The sequence below is a fragment of the Aquimarina sp. AU58 genome (assembly GCF_900312745.1).
Classification (GTDB): domain Bacteria; phylum Bacteroidota; class Bacteroidia; order Flavobacteriales; family Flavobacteriaceae; genus Aquimarina; species Aquimarina spinulae.
Map to the genome: position 1 here is coordinate 2,982,627 of NZ_OMPD01000014.1, position 18,636 is coordinate 3,001,262.

At 31.9% G+C, this 18,636-nt stretch carries 11 protein-coding genes; 9 read left to right on the plus strand and 2 right to left on the minus strand.

Going from position 1 to position 18,636, the window contains the following annotated elements; translation table 11 throughout:
• Nucleotides 1-7 precede the first annotated feature (7 nt).
• Entirely contained in the window at nt 8-3,571 is a 3,564-nt protein-coding gene (locus DK441_RS24305) for a M1 family aminopeptidase (protein ID WP_160112261.1), read from the minus strand.
• 13 nt (nt 3,572-3,584) lie between these two features.
• Entirely contained in the window at nt 3,585-4,466 is an 882-nt protein-coding gene (locus DK441_RS24310) for an ABC transporter ATP-binding protein (RefSeq protein ID WP_109853145.1), read from the minus strand.
• A gap of 301 nt (nt 4,467-4,767) precedes the next feature.
• Here DK441_RS24310 and DK441_RS24315 point away from each other — a divergent pair, with 301 nt between their 5' ends.
• The 9 genes from DK441_RS24315 (at nt 4,768) to DK441_RS24355 (ending at nt 18,612) form a co-directional block, all read left to right on the plus strand.
• Complete coding sequence (locus tag DK441_RS24315; protein ID WP_109853146.1) at nt 4,768-5,268, plus strand: RNA polymerase sigma factor; 501 nt, start codon at nt 4,768-4,770, stop codon at nt 5,266-5,268.
• Nucleotides 5,269-5,321: 53 nt separating this feature from the next.
• A complete protein-coding gene (locus DK441_RS24320) occupies nt 5,322-6,299 on the plus strand; it encodes a FecR family protein (RefSeq protein ID WP_109853147.1) in 978 nt (325 codons plus the stop codon).
• 86 nt (nt 6,300-6,385) lie between these two features.
• Entirely contained in the window at nt 6,386-9,097 is a 2,712-nt protein-coding gene (locus tag DK441_RS24325) for a TonB-dependent receptor (RefSeq protein ID WP_109853148.1), read from the plus strand.
• Between the two features lie 4 nt (nt 9,098-9,101).
• On the plus strand, nt 9,102-9,935 hold the full coding sequence (locus DK441_RS24330; RefSeq protein WP_109853149.1) for a DUF4249 family protein: 834 nt from the start codon (nt 9,102-9,104) through the stop codon (nt 9,933-9,935).
• 222 nt (nt 9,936-10,157) lie between these two features.
• On the plus strand, nt 10,158-12,458 hold the full coding sequence (locus DK441_RS24335; RefSeq protein ID WP_109853150.1) for a TonB-dependent receptor domain-containing protein: 2,301 nt from the start codon (nt 10,158-10,160) through the stop codon (nt 12,456-12,458).
• A 21-nt stretch (nt 12,459-12,479) separates the two neighbouring features.
• Nucleotides 12,480-13,484 (plus strand): sensor histidine kinase, encoded by a 1,005-nt coding sequence (locus DK441_RS24340; protein ID WP_109853151.1) that lies wholly within the window; start codon nt 12,480-12,482, stop codon nt 13,482-13,484.
• Nucleotides 13,481-14,158, plus strand: coding sequence for a LytTR family DNA-binding domain-containing protein (locus tag DK441_RS24345; RefSeq protein WP_109853152.1), 678 nt, complete (start codon nt 13,481-13,483; stop codon nt 14,156-14,158). Before DK441_RS24340 ends, DK441_RS24345 begins: the two co-directional genes overlap by 4 nt.
• A gap of 189 nt (nt 14,159-14,347) precedes the next feature.
• Nucleotides 14,348-14,764, plus strand: a complete 417-nt coding sequence (locus DK441_RS24350; RefSeq protein ID WP_109853153.1) for a hypothetical protein — start codon at nt 14,348-14,350, stop codon at nt 14,762-14,764.
• Between the two features lie 107 nt (nt 14,765-14,871).
• A complete protein-coding gene (locus DK441_RS24355; RefSeq protein ID WP_109853154.1) occupies nt 14,872-18,612 on the plus strand; it encodes an efflux RND transporter permease subunit in 3,741 nt (1,246 codons plus the stop codon).
• Nucleotides 18,613-18,636: the final 24 nt, after the last annotated feature.

Below are 18,636 nucleotides of genomic sequence, written 5' to 3' on the forward strand. Positions count from 1 at the left end.
AAATATATTAAAGATTCACAGAAACTATGTTATCAGCCATATTTCTATCTAATCTGGTGTAATATGGATCTATACCAATATAGGCCGGAATTTTCTTGGTAATGATTTTAAAAACCATTTCTTTTTTATTGATTTGGTGAGGCTTTAAATAGAGAATATTTTTATCATTATCGATAGTTTCCGGATGTTTTTTAAATATTCCAATTTTAATAGGTTCGTTAATATTGATCGTGATTTCTTTTCCATCGGTATTTGTCTCAAATCGTTGTGCTTTTATATCTACCGTAATTTCGTAATTACCATTCTTAAGTTTTTTATGGGAAGTACTCTTAATTCCTAAATCATAAGTGATTACACGTTTCATCCAATCATCAATTAGGTTATGATATTTGATGGGAGTAACCAGATACAGCTCTTCAAGAAAATCAAGTGTTGTTGCAGTCGGTTTATCACTGTATTTATGTATCATATTTTGTAGTGCCGTATTTACATTAGATTCTCCTATAATATCTTTTATTGCAGACATAACAATAGCCCCTTTACTATATCCTAAATATTGTTGTAACTGACTTAAGTATAATGAAGGCTCTATTTCGGTGGCACGAGAACGACCACTAAAATACCTTTTTACCGTATGTTCTGATAGTTGTCTAACCATAGTTTTACCATATAATTTTTCCATAATTACGGTTTCAGAGTATTTGGCTAGAGATTCTGATAGTACCATGAATCCATTAATTCGCTTTGGTGTAAGTAGCCCTCCCCACCATTGATGTGCTATTTCATGAATGATCACTCTGGCAATTACATTAAAGTTTTGTGGGTTTGAAACATCTCTTTTAAAAACTTTTTCATTAATACTAATTACACCCGGCATTGCCTGGCCATTGGCTCCGCCACCTCCAAATATTGACATTTCGCCGATACGAAGGTGTTTATGAGGATATTTTCCAAAATTATCGGTTGCATAATCAATAGTTGCTTTAGTTACTTTTATCATTTCTGGGATATTTCTATAATGCTCTGGGAGGTAGTACAATTCAATTTGAATGCCCTTATGGTTTGTTTTTTCAATTTTATAGCGTGCCGAATGATATGCCACCATACTGTTAATTTTACCTTTAGATTTATAATGATAATAATTTCTATCATTCGATTTCCAGTGTTTTATTAAATCCCCAGAACATAGTACAGACTGATCCTTTGATGTAGATACTACGGCTTCAAAATCTATATTTTCAAAATTAAATTTCCCTCCGATTTGCAAATAATTGTCATTAACTACTGGTTTTTCTTTTACAGGTAATCCTCGTTTTTCCCGTTCATAAACATGATTAATCTCGTATTCTCTTACATAGCCCAAATGAGGACTAAATTGATGACTTTTAATATAAGATCCATTACTTGTAATACTATGGTCGATATCAAATCCAGAAGAACTTTTGGTTAAATTATATTCCATTTTTAGGATCGAACCCTGTTGCAATGGAGTATGAAGTTTAAATAAGTAGGTTCCTATGATGGAATCATGAAAAACCTGTGTGCTATTTTCTATAGATAGCTTTTTTAATGGTATAGGTGCAGTAATAAAGATTTCTCTTATAGGTTGAGTGTTTGTATTCGTTATCAAACAGGAAGCTTTTACTTCATATTTATGTTTATTTGGAAAAATATCTACTGCTGTTTGTACTGAAACTAATTTTGGTATTACCAGATGATCATATTTTTTATAAGCACGTTCATATTTCTCATTAAAATCATATGCTTCATCTGCTATTTCATATTCATTGATGATGTTGGTATTATAGTAGATATAGCTACCGATAGTTACGAATAGAAAAACAAAGCTTATCAATAGTACTCTTTCTTTTTTATTCCATATCCTTTTAGTGTATGTTTTGATAGTAGAAATGGTTCCTCTTTTCCATAATTTAAAACCGAATAGGGCCGTTACTCCTGCAAAAGTGATCCAATACAAGGATAACCAGTTAAATTTTACAACATATTGTCCGTATGCATTAAAATCAGAATATGCTCTGGCCATACTGGGTAGGTTGTTGAAAAGAACCAAAGGATGTTCTAATCCTATGCTATTGCTTAAGGGACCAAATAATAACATAATACCTCCGGAAATGACCATTCCTAAATACTTGTTAGAAACTATATTTTGAATTAATAATGCAAAAATTGTGTATAATAAAACCTGAAGCCCTCCGAAGTACAACATCGAAAAATAATGAGTTAATCCTAAATCGTAATAACCATTTGAAAGCTGAAATGTTATTGCAACAAATATTGATATTAAAATAAGTAGTATGGGGATTATAGCTATTGTAATATACTTAGAAATAAAAAATGTACTATTTTTTATAGGGGTTGCCTCAATAATCTCATGAAACTTGTTAGATCTTGATTTCCATACTACCTCACCAGTATAAAAAACAATGAGTAACAATCCCATTATTGGTAAAATTTCATGAATCAAACCTATAAACAGGTCTGTAGTAGGGTAACGATTTCCGTAAATCCCAAAACTACGTACGCTATTATTAAATGCCAGTACAATCATAGCAATCCATAATAGCATAATGACCAGAAAAGGAATTCCTGTAATTATCATTTTTGTATCTAATATTACAATCGATCTAATGCGTGCTATTCTAGCTGCTAATGTATCTGAAACAGTAGTTACAGGTGTGTAAGTAGAATTACTAGTTGTATCTTCTATAGATATAGCTTGTTTTTTTATTTTTTGATCTAGTTTCCTGAAATAGAATAATCGATAAGATATTAGTATAGATGCAAGGCCAAAAAACATCCAAATAATTCTGTTCCATACAAAATGTCCTGATAGTGAAATAAGAGTTTCGTTTTTTTCTATTGGTGTTAAGAACTGAGTTTGTTCAAAAAAAGCACTTAACCCTATTGGATCTACTAAAGACGCAATTTCTAAAACCTCTGGATCAGAAAGTATAGAGCCACCAACAAGAGGAGAATTAATATAGAACCCCGAAATCCAATGAATAGCAATAAGCAAGAGCCCGATGATATATGTCACTATTGCTTTTTGAGATAGGAGTGTTGCCGAGAATAGAAAAGTAGTACAGATAAAAGCATTAGACACTATAATTGTTAACCAGGGCCATAGATAATGACTTATGTCAAAATGGTGTAATGCCTCTGGATTTTGATTGGCAATGTTTGTTCCAATAAAGACCCCTAATAACGCACTGCTACCAATGAGAAGAGATATCAAAAAGAGACCTAGAAAGCGATTGATTAAAAAGCTATGTTTTTGTATTCCTGTACTAAAAATAATTTCTTTCGTATGAAAAGTTGTATCCCGAAGTAATCCATTCACACAAAAAAATATACTGGCAAATACAACACCTATACTAATAATGCCTGATAGAAAACTTAAGTTATAAGCATCGTTATACATGTTGCTAAATTCTAAATATTGAAAAGCTTGTGTAATGGCAAGAACACCATATCCTATAAACAGTACTAGAAATAGTATGAAGGAAGTTTGACGAGTATGATATCGCCATTCGAACTGAAGTAATTTCATAGTCATAATTATATTATAGTATTGATTGTTTATTAATTGTAGAAAAATAGACATCTTCTAAATCTGGTTTAGAAGCTTCAAATCCTTGTTCTGGCCGATGATCTGCTAATACGCGAAGTTCTATTTTACCACCAAATAATCGAGTTGATAAGACATTAAAGGCATTTTTGAAAGCCAAAACATTTTCTTTGGCGACAACCTTATGCCATATTTTACCTTCTAAGTGAGTAATAAGTTCTGAAGGAATACCTTGTTTTAGTATTTTTCCTTCTCCCATAATTGCCATATGAGCGCATAGATTTTTAATGTCTTCAACAATGTGGGTAGAAAGAATGATAATTCTATGTTCTCCTATTTCACTTAGTAAATTATGAAAACGATTACGTTCCTCTGGATCTAAGCCTGCAGTGGGTTCGTCTACAATAATAAGTTTGGGATTGCCTAGCAATGCTTGTGCAATGCCAAATCGCTGACGCATACCACCAGAGAAGGTCTTTACAGATTTTTTGCGTACTGCATATAGATTCGTTTGATGTAATAACCCTTCTATCTGTTCTTTACGTTCTTTGCTATTTAGGATGCCTTTTAGTACCGCGATATGATCTAATAATCGAATTGCTGATATTTTGGGATATACCCCAAATTCTTGAGGTAGATATCCTAATTGATTTCGAATAATTTGTGGTTCCTTATTACTATGTGTATCATTAAATAATATGTTTCCTTGAGTAGGCTCTTGTAGTGTAGCTAAAGTACGTATTAGTGAAGATTTTCCTGCTCCATTCGGACCCAATAACCCGAACATACCATTGGTAATCGTTAGGTTGATATCCTGTAATGCTTTTACTCCGTTGGGATACGTTTTAGATAGATTTTCAATTTTTAAAGTATTCATAGGATTCGTTTTAATTGATGGTACGAACCTACTTATAGCATCCAAATCTTGCTATTTATTTTGATGAACGTCCTTTAAGTGTTGATGAAAAATCAATAGAAAGAGACATAGTTTTATGATTATATGATGTTGTATTGTTTTGAAATAAAGCTGTTTAATGATATAATGCCCTCAATAAAAATGAGTATAGGTAAGTAATTAGGTATTATTTATATATTAGCCTCTATCTATCAAAGTGTAGTTTTTTGATACTGAAGATGTATATTATTAACGATCTAAATACCAGGAGGAAGATAAATTAATGAGATCATCAAAGAAAAAGAGATTTTCAATTTTATTTGATAAACATTACAAAAAACTCTTCAATTATTCTTTTAAGGTGGTTAAAGAAAGAGATCTTTCTCAAGAATTAGTACAAGAAACATTTATTAAACTTTGGGAAAAAATAGAGCAAATTCAATCAAATGATCGTTCGATAGAATCATTTCTTATTGTCACTTTGAAGAATAAGATAATTGATCATAGCAGAAAGCATAAAACCCGGGAAAAACATACCAATTTATATTCACTAAACCGGGATATACAAGAAAACATAGATAATAAATGGGAGCTGTCACAAAAAATAGATAGTATTTATGCTTCACTTCCTCCCAAAACGATAGAAATATTTAGATTATCAAGAGACCAGGGATTTACTTATCAGGAGATTGCTCTACAAAAAAATATTTCTGTAAAAACAGTAGAACTTCATATTTCCAAGGCTTTAACAGCATTTAGACAAGGGTTACAAGATTATTTATAATTTTTGATAGGGTGTAACTATGCGACCAACGTCTTATAGTAAAATACCTTATTATGGAACAGGATCAAATAACAGAAGTAGACATTTGGGGATATATCTCGAAAAGTGCAGATATAGCTACAAATGAAAGGGTAGAAGAGTGGATGAATTCTGATGATTTCAATGAAAATCTATTTAATAAAATACAGAATATTTACAATGCCACTGGCGAAAAAATCCCAAAGCATAGTGATTTAGAAACAAATGTTGCCAAACAAAAGTTTTTTAATTCAATAGAAAATAAAGAAAGGAAAAACTCTAGTTGGAAAAAGATCATAAAATATGCAGCTATGGCAGCGATTTTGGTATCAACTGCCGTATATACCTATCAAATAATACCAAATGATATTATAAGCATTGAGACTGCGTATAGTGATCATGAACAAATACATCTTCCTGATGGTTCTGTAGTTTGGTTAAATTCTTCAAGTAAGCTGTCTTACAATCCAAAATCTCCAAGAACACTATTTTTAGATGGTGAAGCTTTTTTTGAGGTAGCAAAAGACAAAGAACACCCTTTTACTGTAGAGACGCCAGATCATGTTATCGTAAAAGCTTTGGGAACAAGTTTTAATGTAAAATCGTATGCAAAAAATACATTTACAGAAACCGTATTATTAACCGGTAAAGTCGAAATGAGCTCTAAGGAGTATTTAAAAAATAGCATCATAATGCTTCCAAATGATAAAGTAAAAATTTTTAAGAATGATGGACGCGTACTTACTTCAAAATCCAATAATGCTGTTAGTAGTATTGCCTGGAGAGCAGGTAAAATACAATTCAATAATAAACCATTTTTGGAAATAGCTAATGATTTAAAAATTCAACATAATGTGAATATACGTTTTGAAAACGCACAAATATCCAATTCAAAATTTACCGGATCCTTTGATCAAGATTTACCAATTAATGACATTCTGGAAGTATTAAAAGCTTCAAAAGATTTTAAGTATGAATATAATACAAAAGCAAATGAGTGGATAATAAAATAAAAAAGTGGGAAAACTGCCATTTTCCCACCGATGTGTCAATAGTATTCTAATCGCGAAATCAGTAATAATTAACAACATTCAAATTTATGAAAATAAAACAGTTCGTTCTGTCTTGGCAGGTAAAAAACCCTGGCAAAAAAAGTATTCTATTAATGAAATTATCATTTTCTCTTTATCTACTGGGTTGTTTACAACTTATGGCTATCAATGGCTTTTCTCAGGATAAGGTTACATTAAATCTTGAAAACACTCAATTAGAAACCATATTAAAACAAATTGAGAAACAAACTTCTTATAGTTTCATTTATAATAATGATGAAATCAATGTGTTACAAAGATTTGATATTAAGATAGTTGACAAAGATGTAGCTAAAGCACTTAATGAATTATTGCAAACTACTTCGATCAAATATCTGGTAAAGAATAGTTTTATTATACTTTCTAATCGCCCTCAACAAAAAAATAAATATACCCTAAGTGGAACAGTGAAAGATGCTGCAACTGGTGAAACGTTACCTGGAGCTAGTGTCTATGTAAAAGATGGCGATAAAGGAGTTACTACCAACGAATATGGTTTTTATTCTATTACACTTCCTGAAGGTAATTATAGTTTCCAAATTTCATATTTAGGATATAATCTAAAAGAGATAAAAATTGAATTAACCAAGAATATAAAACTCGATATACAGCTAGAACCAGCTTCTAATGAATTAGATGAAGTAACAATTACTGCTAATAATGAAAATAAAAGTCAGGTTAATACGATTGCATCTGGTGTTTCTACTTTAAAAGGTTCGGAAATTAAACGATTACCAGCTTTTTTGGGAGAGCCGGATATCATGAGAGCATTATTAACACTTCCTGGTGTAAATACGATTGGAGAAGGCGCTTCGGGAATTAATGTTAGAGGAGGTAATATAGATCAAAATCTAGTGCTATTAGATGAAGCACCAATTTATAATCCGACTCATGTATTTGGTTTATTTTCAGGGTTTAATACAGATGCGATTAAAGAAATGAAATTATATAAAGGAGGGATTCCTGCACGATTTGGAGGTAGAGCATCTTCTGTTTTAGAAATTAGACAACGTGACGGAAATACTAAAACTTTTAAAGGAGAAGGAGGATTAGGACTATTGTTTTCGAGGCTTACACTAGAAGGACCAATAAAAAAGGAAAAACTAAGCTTTTTGATTTCTGGTCGCAGATCTTACTTTGATGTGTTTTTTCCAATTATAGGAGGACAAGTAAAAGATCAAAAAGTTTTCTTTTATGACTTGAGTTCTAAACTTAGCTGGAAGATTAATAAAAACAATACCTTGTTTTTGTCAGGCTATTTTGGAGCCGATGTCATGAAACTACTTTTTGAAGGAGAAGTTATTCCAGAAGGTAAAGAGCCGGATGACAAAACAGATTTTAGCTGGAAAAATGCTACAGCTACATTACGTTGGAATCACATATTCTCTAACAAGCTCTTTATGAATATTTCGGGAATATATAGCCAATACAATTATAAATTAAAAAGTACAGATGGAGGGCCTCTAGATACCTATAGTAGTATAAAATGGAAGTCTTCTATAGAAAACTTTATCGTAAAACCAGATTTTACTTATTATCTCAATCCTAGTACAAAAATGAGATTTGGAGTAAATGGTACGTCATACCGGTTTACACCAGCAAAGGCTTCCAGTGATGATATTGGTATCAATACTATAAATCTCGAAAAAGAAAAAGGAATAGAGATTGCTCCTTATATAGAATATGAGAAAAAATGGAGCAGATTTTCATTTAGTACCGGATTACGGTATTCCTGGTTTGGTAATTTTGGATATAACAAAGTTGCGGTGTACAGCCCCGGGGTTCCGCAAAATGTAACTACCATTGTAGATACTCGTGAGTATAAGAAAGGAAAACTTATTAAAAGCTATACTGGTTTTGAGCCTCGAGTTTCGCTTAAGTATAATTTAAAAAATAATAAAGCATTAAAGTTAGGGTACAATAGGATGTTTCAATACATTCATTACATATCAAATACAACTGCAGCTTTTCCTTTCGATGTATGGAAACTATCGGGAGTACATATAAAACCTTTAGAAGTACATCAGATTTCTGCCGGGTACGCATATGATACACAAAATAAACACTATAATTTTACTGTCGAAGGGTATTATAAAACCTTCAAAAACATAGTAGAGTATAAAAATGGTGCGAACTTATTATTAAATGAAAATATAGAAACACAATTGTTACCCGCAAAAGGGTATTCTTACGGAACAGAATTTGGAGTTTATAAAAATACAGGAAAATTAAGAGGAAGTATTAATTATACCTATTCTGTTACCAAAAGAAAAACGACCAGTATTTTTTCTTCAGATAATATTAATGATAGTAGATATTACCCATCAAATTATGATCGACCACATGTTTTTAATATTACTACCGATTATACAATAGGGTCAAAGTGGAATGTTGGACTATTTTTTACATATCAATCAGGAAGACCTATAACAAAACCTACAGGACGATTGATTTTTGATAACAATCCGTATTTAACCTATTCAGATAGAAATGCATATAGATTGCGCAGTACACATAGAATGGATATTTCATTTACATATACTCCAAAAAAGCCTAATAAAAAGTGGAAAGGTAGTTGGTCTTTTGGACTCTATAATCTGTATGCACGTAAAAATGCTTTTTCATCTTTTTCGATATTTAAAAATAATCGATTAAGATCATATGATTTTTATCTAATTGGTGCACCTGTACCCTTTATCACGTACAATTTTAAATTTTAAGACTATGAAATCATTATATCGAATTATAGTAATCATCCTTTGTTTTATCCCTATATTAAGTTGCCTTAAAGAAACACCGTTAGATGCAGAGTTTGAACCACAGGTTTTTATCTATGGATACCTTATCAATAATACAGATAACATAAAAATCACCATTCAAAAAACAGTTCCGGTTAATAATACCACCTTGGATCCTATTAATGATGCCTCTGTATTTTTATACACCGAAGACCCTGATGGTACGGTTAGACTTGTTACTGATGATTTTCAGGTGTCTGAAGGAGTATATTTAAGTACTGATGCAGTGATTGGCCTTATTGGAAACAAGTATTGGATTGAAGTGATACTTGCCGACGGAACTACGTATGAGTCTGTTCACGAGCCATTAAAAGAACCTGTGCAAATCAAAACTATAAGTAAAGTAAATGGTTATCCAAGAGTAATTTTTAGTGATCCAGGAAATGAAACCAATTTTTATCAGGTTCACTTTTCCTTTTATAATAATGGAAACCTTATTTCCGAAGTATTCGAATTATCTAATGATGTTCTTTTTAATGGAAATGAAAATGCATTTATAGAAACTCTGACTAGTGGAGGAGATATTTTAACAGTGAGTCTTTTAAATTTAAATTTTCACACCTATGAGTATTATGTAGCTGCTCATGAACAATACGAAAATCAGGTAGATTTTGGAGATCCAGAAACCACAGAGCCTTTTTTAATATTTTCAAAACCTCCTATAAATTTAATAGGGAATATTAGAAATACAACAACAGATAGAAAAGCATTAGGTTTTTTTGGAGTGTTTAGTTTTAGCTATCAAGAGATATCATTTTAGTTCATCTATATAAATGAAGCCAACTAGAATGATGGTTAGCTTGAAATGATTCTAATATCTAAATTTTATACTACGGGAAGAACGTACGAACTTCCCGTTTTTATAATTAGAAAACAAATATTCTTTAAATGACATTCATAGATAAACTAAAGCCATTCATAGATATTAATTACTGGTGCTAGTATTCGATTGTAGTTTTGAGTCATAACAAAAACAAAAGTAATGGCTCGATTAATTACAATCATTATTATTCTATTATTGTCTTTTCTCAACTCTTTCTCTCAATCTTTGAAAGGTGAAATTATTGATATAGATACCAATAAACCAATACCATATGCAACTGTAATTTTAAAAAACCAAAAAGGAGAGTTTTTAGAAGGTGTAACAACTAATGATAATGGTATTTATAATATTGATTATCAAGATGGTAAATATACTGTAGAAGCAAGTTTTATAGGATACGAAACGTATGTATCCTCTGTAGTAATCGATAAAAATACCACTTTGGATATTACGATGAGAACAGAAGCAACAACGCTGGATGAAGTAACACTTGTCGCAGAAGAAACCACAGTAAAACAATTAATCGATAAAAAAGTAGTACATGTAGGAAAAGATTTATTATCTGGCGGGGGCGATGCAGCAACCGTATTAAGTCAATTATCCGAGGTACAGGCAGATCAAAATGGAAATATTAGTCTAAGAGGAAGTCAAAATGTAAATGTATTAGTTAATGGGAAACCTTCGCCATTAAGTACAACAGAACTATTGCAACAAATTCCTTCTGATGAAATCAATAAAATTGAAATAATAACATCACCATCTGCAAAATATCAAGCTAATGGCCTTACCGGAATTATTAATATCATTACCCATAAAAAAGTACGTAAAGGGATTGTCATAACTACAAGTTTAAATGGTAATTCCTTGGGAAGCCACGGTGCAAATGGTGCAATTAATTATGGAAGATCTAAAACTAGTTATAGATTTGGTGGTTCTTACAAGAAGAATATCTTTGAAAATGAAAATACCCAAAATCGATCAGGAACTCAACCATTTACACAGTTAAGCGATTTTAAATTTGATGGAGATGTGTATAAAGTTAATGGAGGTATAGACTGGTTTCCAAATGATGATAATGAATTTTCTTTAGGTTTAGACTATACAGATAATGGACATGTTTTAGATAATAAAGCCAATATATTTCAGAATGATATTACTACTTTTCAAAACATTTTGGGTAGTCATTCTCATAAAACATTTAATGCCAATGGTAATTATAGGCGTTATTTTAAGGAGAGAGAAAATTTTCTTGAAATAGATATTCAGTTATCCGATAATGCAAATATTCTAAAAAGTGATTTTAGACCAAATCTGGGAATCACAGATAATGCTACCGATAACGACGTTTTTATTACAAGTCTGGCAATGGATTATTCAGGAGCACTAAGTGAGAAGTTCAAGATTGAAGCTGGAACATTTTGGAATCGACAAAACCTTGATAATTCACGTTCTTTTTTTAATGAAGACAATATTACTATATCACAAGAAAGTTTTGAAAATACACAATCGACATATGCTGCATACACATTAATCAAATATAACCTAAAAGGGATAAACATTCAGGCAGGAGTGAGGGGAGAGCTATTTGTGAGAAAAGCAAATCTTAAAACAGATAACACCAGTATAGAAAGTGATTTTACGAACTTATTTCCCTCTTTGCATTTAAGTTATACAGTACGAGAAGATCAAACATTTATTTTTGGATACAATAGAAGAACATCCAGACCTACCTTAAGCCAAGTAAACCCTATAGCTTTTCAGATTAATGAGTTTTCAATTAGTCAGGGAAATCCAGCTTTGGAGCCAGAGTTTTCAAATAATTTTGATGTTTCTTATCAATTCAAAAAGAAAAGTCTAAAAATAACACCAGCTTTTGCCTATCGTCTTAAAGAGAATGTTATTACAACCAATAATTATGTAAATGATGATGGTATTAATGTATATACTTCTGTAAATAATGGCGCAACGAATGCTTATGGAATAGAAATGGCGATACACATAAAACCCTATAATTGGTTAAATACTGATTTAAACTTTAATTGGAATTATGAAGAATTTAAAAATGATCAAATTGGCTTTACCCGTAATTTTAATAGAAGCTATAACCTAACTCTAAAAAATCAATTCAAAATATCTCAAAAAACGAACATGGTGGTATCCTGGCGTTATAATGGTCCTTCAAAAGGATTTTTTTATACCCAGGAGACTACCCAAAAAATAGATTTAGGAATCAGGCATAAAATCTTAAAAAATATGGGAAGTCTAAATTTACGGGTAACAGACCTTTTTAATACGCAACGTTTTGAAGGTATCAATTCTGGCACTGGGTTTTTACAAGACTATGCATATAAACCTATTTCCAGGGTTGTACATTTGGCGTTTTCTTATCGCATAAATGGGGGAACTGTGAAACAGCGAAATAAAAAATCAAGACGCTACAATAGTGGTCTCATTGATTAATATTAAATTTACGATAAGCGTATGAAAAAAGTGTTTGAAATAAAATATTTTGAAATAGGATTACATATCCTATTTTGGATATTATACTTTACCTATCCTATCATTAAGTTTGGTGATCGTAACAGGTTTTCTTTTGATTTCACCGAAGCAGTTTTGAATACTGTTTTTATTGGAGTTTCTGTATATATTGCTCATTTTTTCTTAGTAAAAAATTACAAAGGCATAAAAGCGTTGATCGTATTTTTAGTGATCTTTCTTTGTATAGTATATTTAAACTGTTACCTAAATGGTAAAACTTGTCAATGCAATTTTAGGCTTTGTTTTATTAATAAAACGGTAGAATACTTATTGATAAATGCTTTTTTTCTGGCCATATTTACGATTAAGAAGAATATCATTAGTAACCAAATATTAGAAAGAACAGAACAAGAACGAGTTCAGGCAGAGTTAAAGAGTCTTAAAGCACAGTTAAATCCTCATTTTTTATTCAATACCTTAAACATGTTGTACTCTAATGCAATCCTTAAGGATGAAGTTTTGGCAGATAAAATTCTAAAACTCTCTGATAGCCTTCATTATTTAATGCATGAAGGAGAAAAACCAAATGTACCTTTGTTGCAAGAAATAGAATTTATTAATGGATATATAGAATTACAAAAAGCCCGACTAGGAAAAAAAATAGATATTAAATTTTCTAATACTCTGGACAATCCGAAACAGGATATACCGCCATTGTTAATGATTCCTTTTATTGAAAATGCATTTAAGTATTCAAGTATGGTAGAAGGGAAGAAAATACCGCTTTGTATTGATGTAAAACTAGCAAATGATGTACTCAATTTATGGGTAGAAAATCGATATGATTCCAGATATTCTTCAAAACAATCAGAAGTATGGAAAGATAGTGGGATTGGTATCGAAAATGTAAAAAAGAGATTAGCTTTATTGTATCCAAATAAACATACGCTTACAATCGAGTCATTAGAAGGTACTTTTAAAGTGAATTTAAAAATTGATCTAAAATGAGATGTATCATTATAGAAGATGAACTGCCCGCACAGCAATTATTGATCAAATATATAGAGCAGTCTTCAGATATCGAATGCATTGGTGTTTTTGAGTCAGTTTCAGAATTACCTTTATATGTCCTTAACGAAGTAGATTTCATATTATTAGATATACAATTGCCAGGAGCTAATGGTTTAGATTTCTTAAAAAGTTTAGAAATAAAACCAAAAGTTATTATTACAACTGCCTATAGAGATTATGCAATTGATGCTTTTGAAGAAGCTGTAGAAGATTATCTACTCAAACCTTTTTCTTATCATAGATTTTTAAAATCTGTAATGCGAATACAAAATACCCTTACAGATAAAAATACGATTCATAATGAAAAAGAACTATTTGTATATACAGATAAAACCTTTTATAAAATAATCAAAACCGATATTAATTATATTAAATCAGAAGCCGATTACGTATATATACATTATAGTGAAAAGAAATTGTTAGTTCAGGATAGTTTGAGCAACTGGGAACACAAACTTAAAGATGATGGTTTTATAAGGATTCATAGATCATACCTCATTAATTTTAGAAAAATTGATAGAATAGAAGGGAACCTTGTGCACATAGAAAAAGAAGCTATCCCTATAGGAAAGACATATAGAACATCTTTTTTTACTATTATTAAAAAATAAGATGAAAGCTATTCAGGGATTAAAAAATACAGTTACAAAACAATAAAAGGTGAAATAATCGACCTAATTTATTATGTAAAAGTGCTTTTGATGTGTTAGATATTTATAGCCCTATTTTTTAAAACTAAAAGATTAAACTTCTGTTAAACAAAATTCGTTAGACCTATTTTTTGTAGATTTGCTATATAAATGAAAAAGTTAACCCATAAAATATTAGCTGTTTTAATGGCGATGGTAGTATTCGTATCTACCATATCGTTTACAATAGATATGCATTATTGTGGAAATACTTTAGTAGATGTTGCTTTGTTTAAAGAGGCAAAAACTTGTGGAATGGACCAACAAGTTTCTAATCCCATCACATGTTCGATAATGGCCAAAAAAAGTTGTTGTACAGATAAGCAACTCACTTTTGATGGACAGGATGAGCTTCAAAATTCATTTGATAAAATCACTTTAGAGCAACAGGCTTTTGTTGCTATCTTTTATTATTCATATATCAACCTTTTCGAAGGACTTGAGAATAATATCATCCCTTTTAAAGAGTATCCACCTCCTTTTTTAGTCAAGGATATTCATGTGCTTAACGAAACCTTTCTTATTTGATACATTAGAGTATTAAAATTATGCCCGGTGATGATCCATTTGGGCTAGAACTGTTGTTTGTACTTTACAGATAACGTCTTCTTCTAATTATCAAATAATCAAAGTATATGCTAAACAAAAGCATCAAATTTCTTATCGAGAATAAATTGGTTGCAGTCCTTATGGTAGCTCTTTTTGTAGGGTGGGGCGTAGTAAATGCACCATTTGGGTGGCAAACCGGAATATTACCTAGCGACCCTGTAGCGGTTGATGCCATACCAGATATTGGCGAAAACCAGCAAATTGTATTTACAAAATGGCAAGGACGGTCACCGCAAGATATCGAGAATCAGATTACATATCCCTTAACTACTTCACTTTTAGGAGTTCCTGGAGTAAAGACCATTCGTAGCTCTTCGATGTTTGGATTTTCTAGTATTTATATCATTTTTGAAGAAGATGTAGAATTCTATTGGAGTAGGAGTCGTATTCTGGAAAAACTAAACTCTCTACCATCAGGGTTATTACCAAATGGAGTAAGCCCTGGTTTGGGACCCGATGCAACTGGTTTAGGTCAGATTTTTTGGTATACTTTAGAAGGACGGGACGAAAACGGTAATGTAACTGGTGGTTGGGATTTACAAGAACTAAGAAGTATCCAGGATTATTATGTAAAATATGCATTATCATCTGCAGGCGGAGTATCAGAGGTAGCTTCTATTGGTGGGTACGTACAAGAATATCAAGTAGATGTACATCCAGAGTTAATGCGCCAGTATAACATTAGTTTACAGCAAATTGTTAATGCAGTTAAACAATCAAATCGAGATATTGGTGCGCAGACCTTAGAAATTAATCAAGCAGAATACCTTATTCGTGGTTTAGGATACATAAAATCTATCGCCGATATAGAAAACGCCGTAGTGACATCAGAGGAGTTTACCTCAATACGTATTAAAGATATTGCCAGCGTTAGTTTAGGGCCAGAAGCAAGAAGAGGTATTCTGGATAAAGAAGGTGCAGAAGTAGTAGGAGGCGTTGTTGTTGCACGTTATGGAGCAAACCCATTAGAGGTTATCAATAATGTGAAAGATAAAATTAACGAACTTAGTACCGGATTACCATCCAAACAATTAAAAGATGGTCGTACCTCACAATTAACCATAGTTCCTTTTTATGATCGAACCGAACTTATTCATGAAACAATAGGTACACTTAACGACGCTCTTACCTTAGAGATTTTGATAACCTTTCTTGTTGTCATTATTATGGTATTTAATCTTAGAGCTTCAATTCTTATTTCAGGACTCTTACCAGTAGCCATTTTAATGGTTTTTATAGCAATGAAATTGTTTGGCGTTGATGCCAATATCGTTGCTTTATCAGGTATTGCCATTGCCATTGGTACTATGGTAGATATGGGAGTGATACTTTCAGAAAACATTATAAGGCATTTGGATGATAATAAAAATCACTTACCAGTGAATACAGTAGTGTATAATGCTACTGCAGAAATTTCTGGAGCGATATTAACAGCAGTACTAACCACCATAATCAGTTTTATTCCTGTATTTACGATGATCGGTGCAGAAGGAAAACTATTTAGACCATTAGCATTTACCAAAACAATGGCACTTGCAGCATCAATCATAGTAGCCTTGTTCCTCATCCCTCCATTTGCTGCTTTTCTATTCAAAAAGAAAAATATAAAAACCTCAATGAGTTATATAATCAATGGTGTTTTAATTGTATTAGGAGGTACAGTAATTTTTAATGGTATATGGTTAGGTATCATTTTGATAGCTTTCGCAATAACAGCTATACTTGGCTTAAGAGGTGTGGTTTCACAAAAGCATATTAATTTGACAAATATTAGTATAGCAGTAATAACTATAGTGTTTTTACTATCAGAGTATTGGAGGCCTCTTGGAGTTGATAAAAGTATGTTTGTAAACCTCATTTTTGTAGCAATCATTTGCTTTGGGTTGTTAGGTACTTTTACGCTGTTTAGAAAATACTATACCAGAATATTACGATGGGCGTTGAACAATAAATTACTATTCTTATCTCTACCCACCATTATCGTTGTTTTTGGTTTTTTAATCATGAAAAATATTGGGAAAGAATTTATGCCTTCATTAAATGAGGGATCTTTCCTATTGATGCCGACCACATTATCACATGCTGGAGTGACAGAAAATAAAAGGATATTACAGCAATTGGATATGGCGGTAGCAAGTATTCCCGAAATTAAAACTGTTGTTGGTAAAGCCGGAAGAACAGAATCTTCTCTTGACCCAGCTCCATTATCAATGTATGAGAACATTATTTTGTATAAGCCCGAGTATATGCTTAATGAAAATGGGAAGAGACAACGATATAAGGTTAATGAGGACGGCTTATTTATAAGTAAAGATGGTAATTTGATTGACAATAAAAACTATGATGTTAATCCTGATAAAACCAGTAAAGTATCAAAAAAGAAATATTTCTCGATTAATAGAGAAAGTCTTATTCCTGATAATAACGGTGAATTCTACCGCAACTGGAGACCAGAAATCAAGAGTCCAGATGATATTTGGAGTGAAATCATAAACGTCACAAAATTACCAGGAGTGACTTCTGCTCCAAAATTACAACCGATAGAAACCCGATTGATTATGCTCCAAACAGGAATGCGTGCACCAATGGGGATTAAAGTAAAAGGGCAAAACTTAAAACAAATTGAAGCTTTTGGAATTCAATTAGAAGAGATATTAAAAGAGGTAGATGGTGTAAAAGATGAAGCTGTTTTTGCCGACCGTATTGTTGGGAAACCTTACTTAATTATAGATATTGATCGAGAACAACTGGTTCGTTATGGAGTATCTGTTGAACAGGTTCAGCAAATTATGGAAGTCGCAGTAGGAGGGATATCTCTTACACAAACGGTTGAAGGCAGAGAGCGTTACGGAGTAAGAGTACGCTATCCTAGAGAACTTCGGGCTAACCCAACAGATCTTGCAACTATTTATGTTCCCTTAAAAAAAGAAAGTTCGATACCGCTAAGTGAATTGGTAGATATTCGTTATGAACAGGGACCACAAGTGATAAAAAGTGAAGATACATTTCTAGTGGGTTATGTTTTATTTGATAAAAAAGATGGTTTTGCAGAAGTAAATGTGGTTAAAAGCGCGCAAAATCTAATAAAAACTAAGATTGATAATAACGAACTGATTGTTCCAAAAGGAATCACCTATCAATTTACGGGTACTTATGAAAACCAATTGAGAGCAGAAAAGACATTATCGATTGTAGTACCATTAGCTTTGGTTATTATCTTTTTGATCCTCTATTTCCAATTTCGCTCAATAACTACTTCTTTCATAGTATTTACAGGTATTGCAGTAGCTTTTTCTGGCGGGTTTTTAATGATCTGGCTATATGGTCAGGATTGGTTTTTAAACATTAGTTTCTTTGACGAAAACTTGCGAGATCTGTTTCAGGTTCATACAATCAACCTCAGTGTTGCCGTATGGGTTGGTTTCATAGCACTTTTTGGTATTGCTACAGATGATGGAGTAGTAATGGCTACTTATCTTAAACAGACGTTTGATAAAAATAAACCAAAATCCCTTGATGATATTAGAACATCTGTAATCGAAGCAGGAGAGCAAAGAATTCGTCCATGCCTCATGACTACCGCAACTACAATTCTTGCACTATTACCAATATTAACATCTACCGGTCGTGGGAGTGATATTATGATACCCATGGCAATTCCTTCCTTTGGAGGGATGGGGATTGCACTTATAACACTATTTGTAGTACCAGTATTATTTGGTTGGAAAAAAGAAATAGAAATGAAAAATGTAAAACGAAAAATGTAAAATTTTGAGGAGTGTTTGATTATT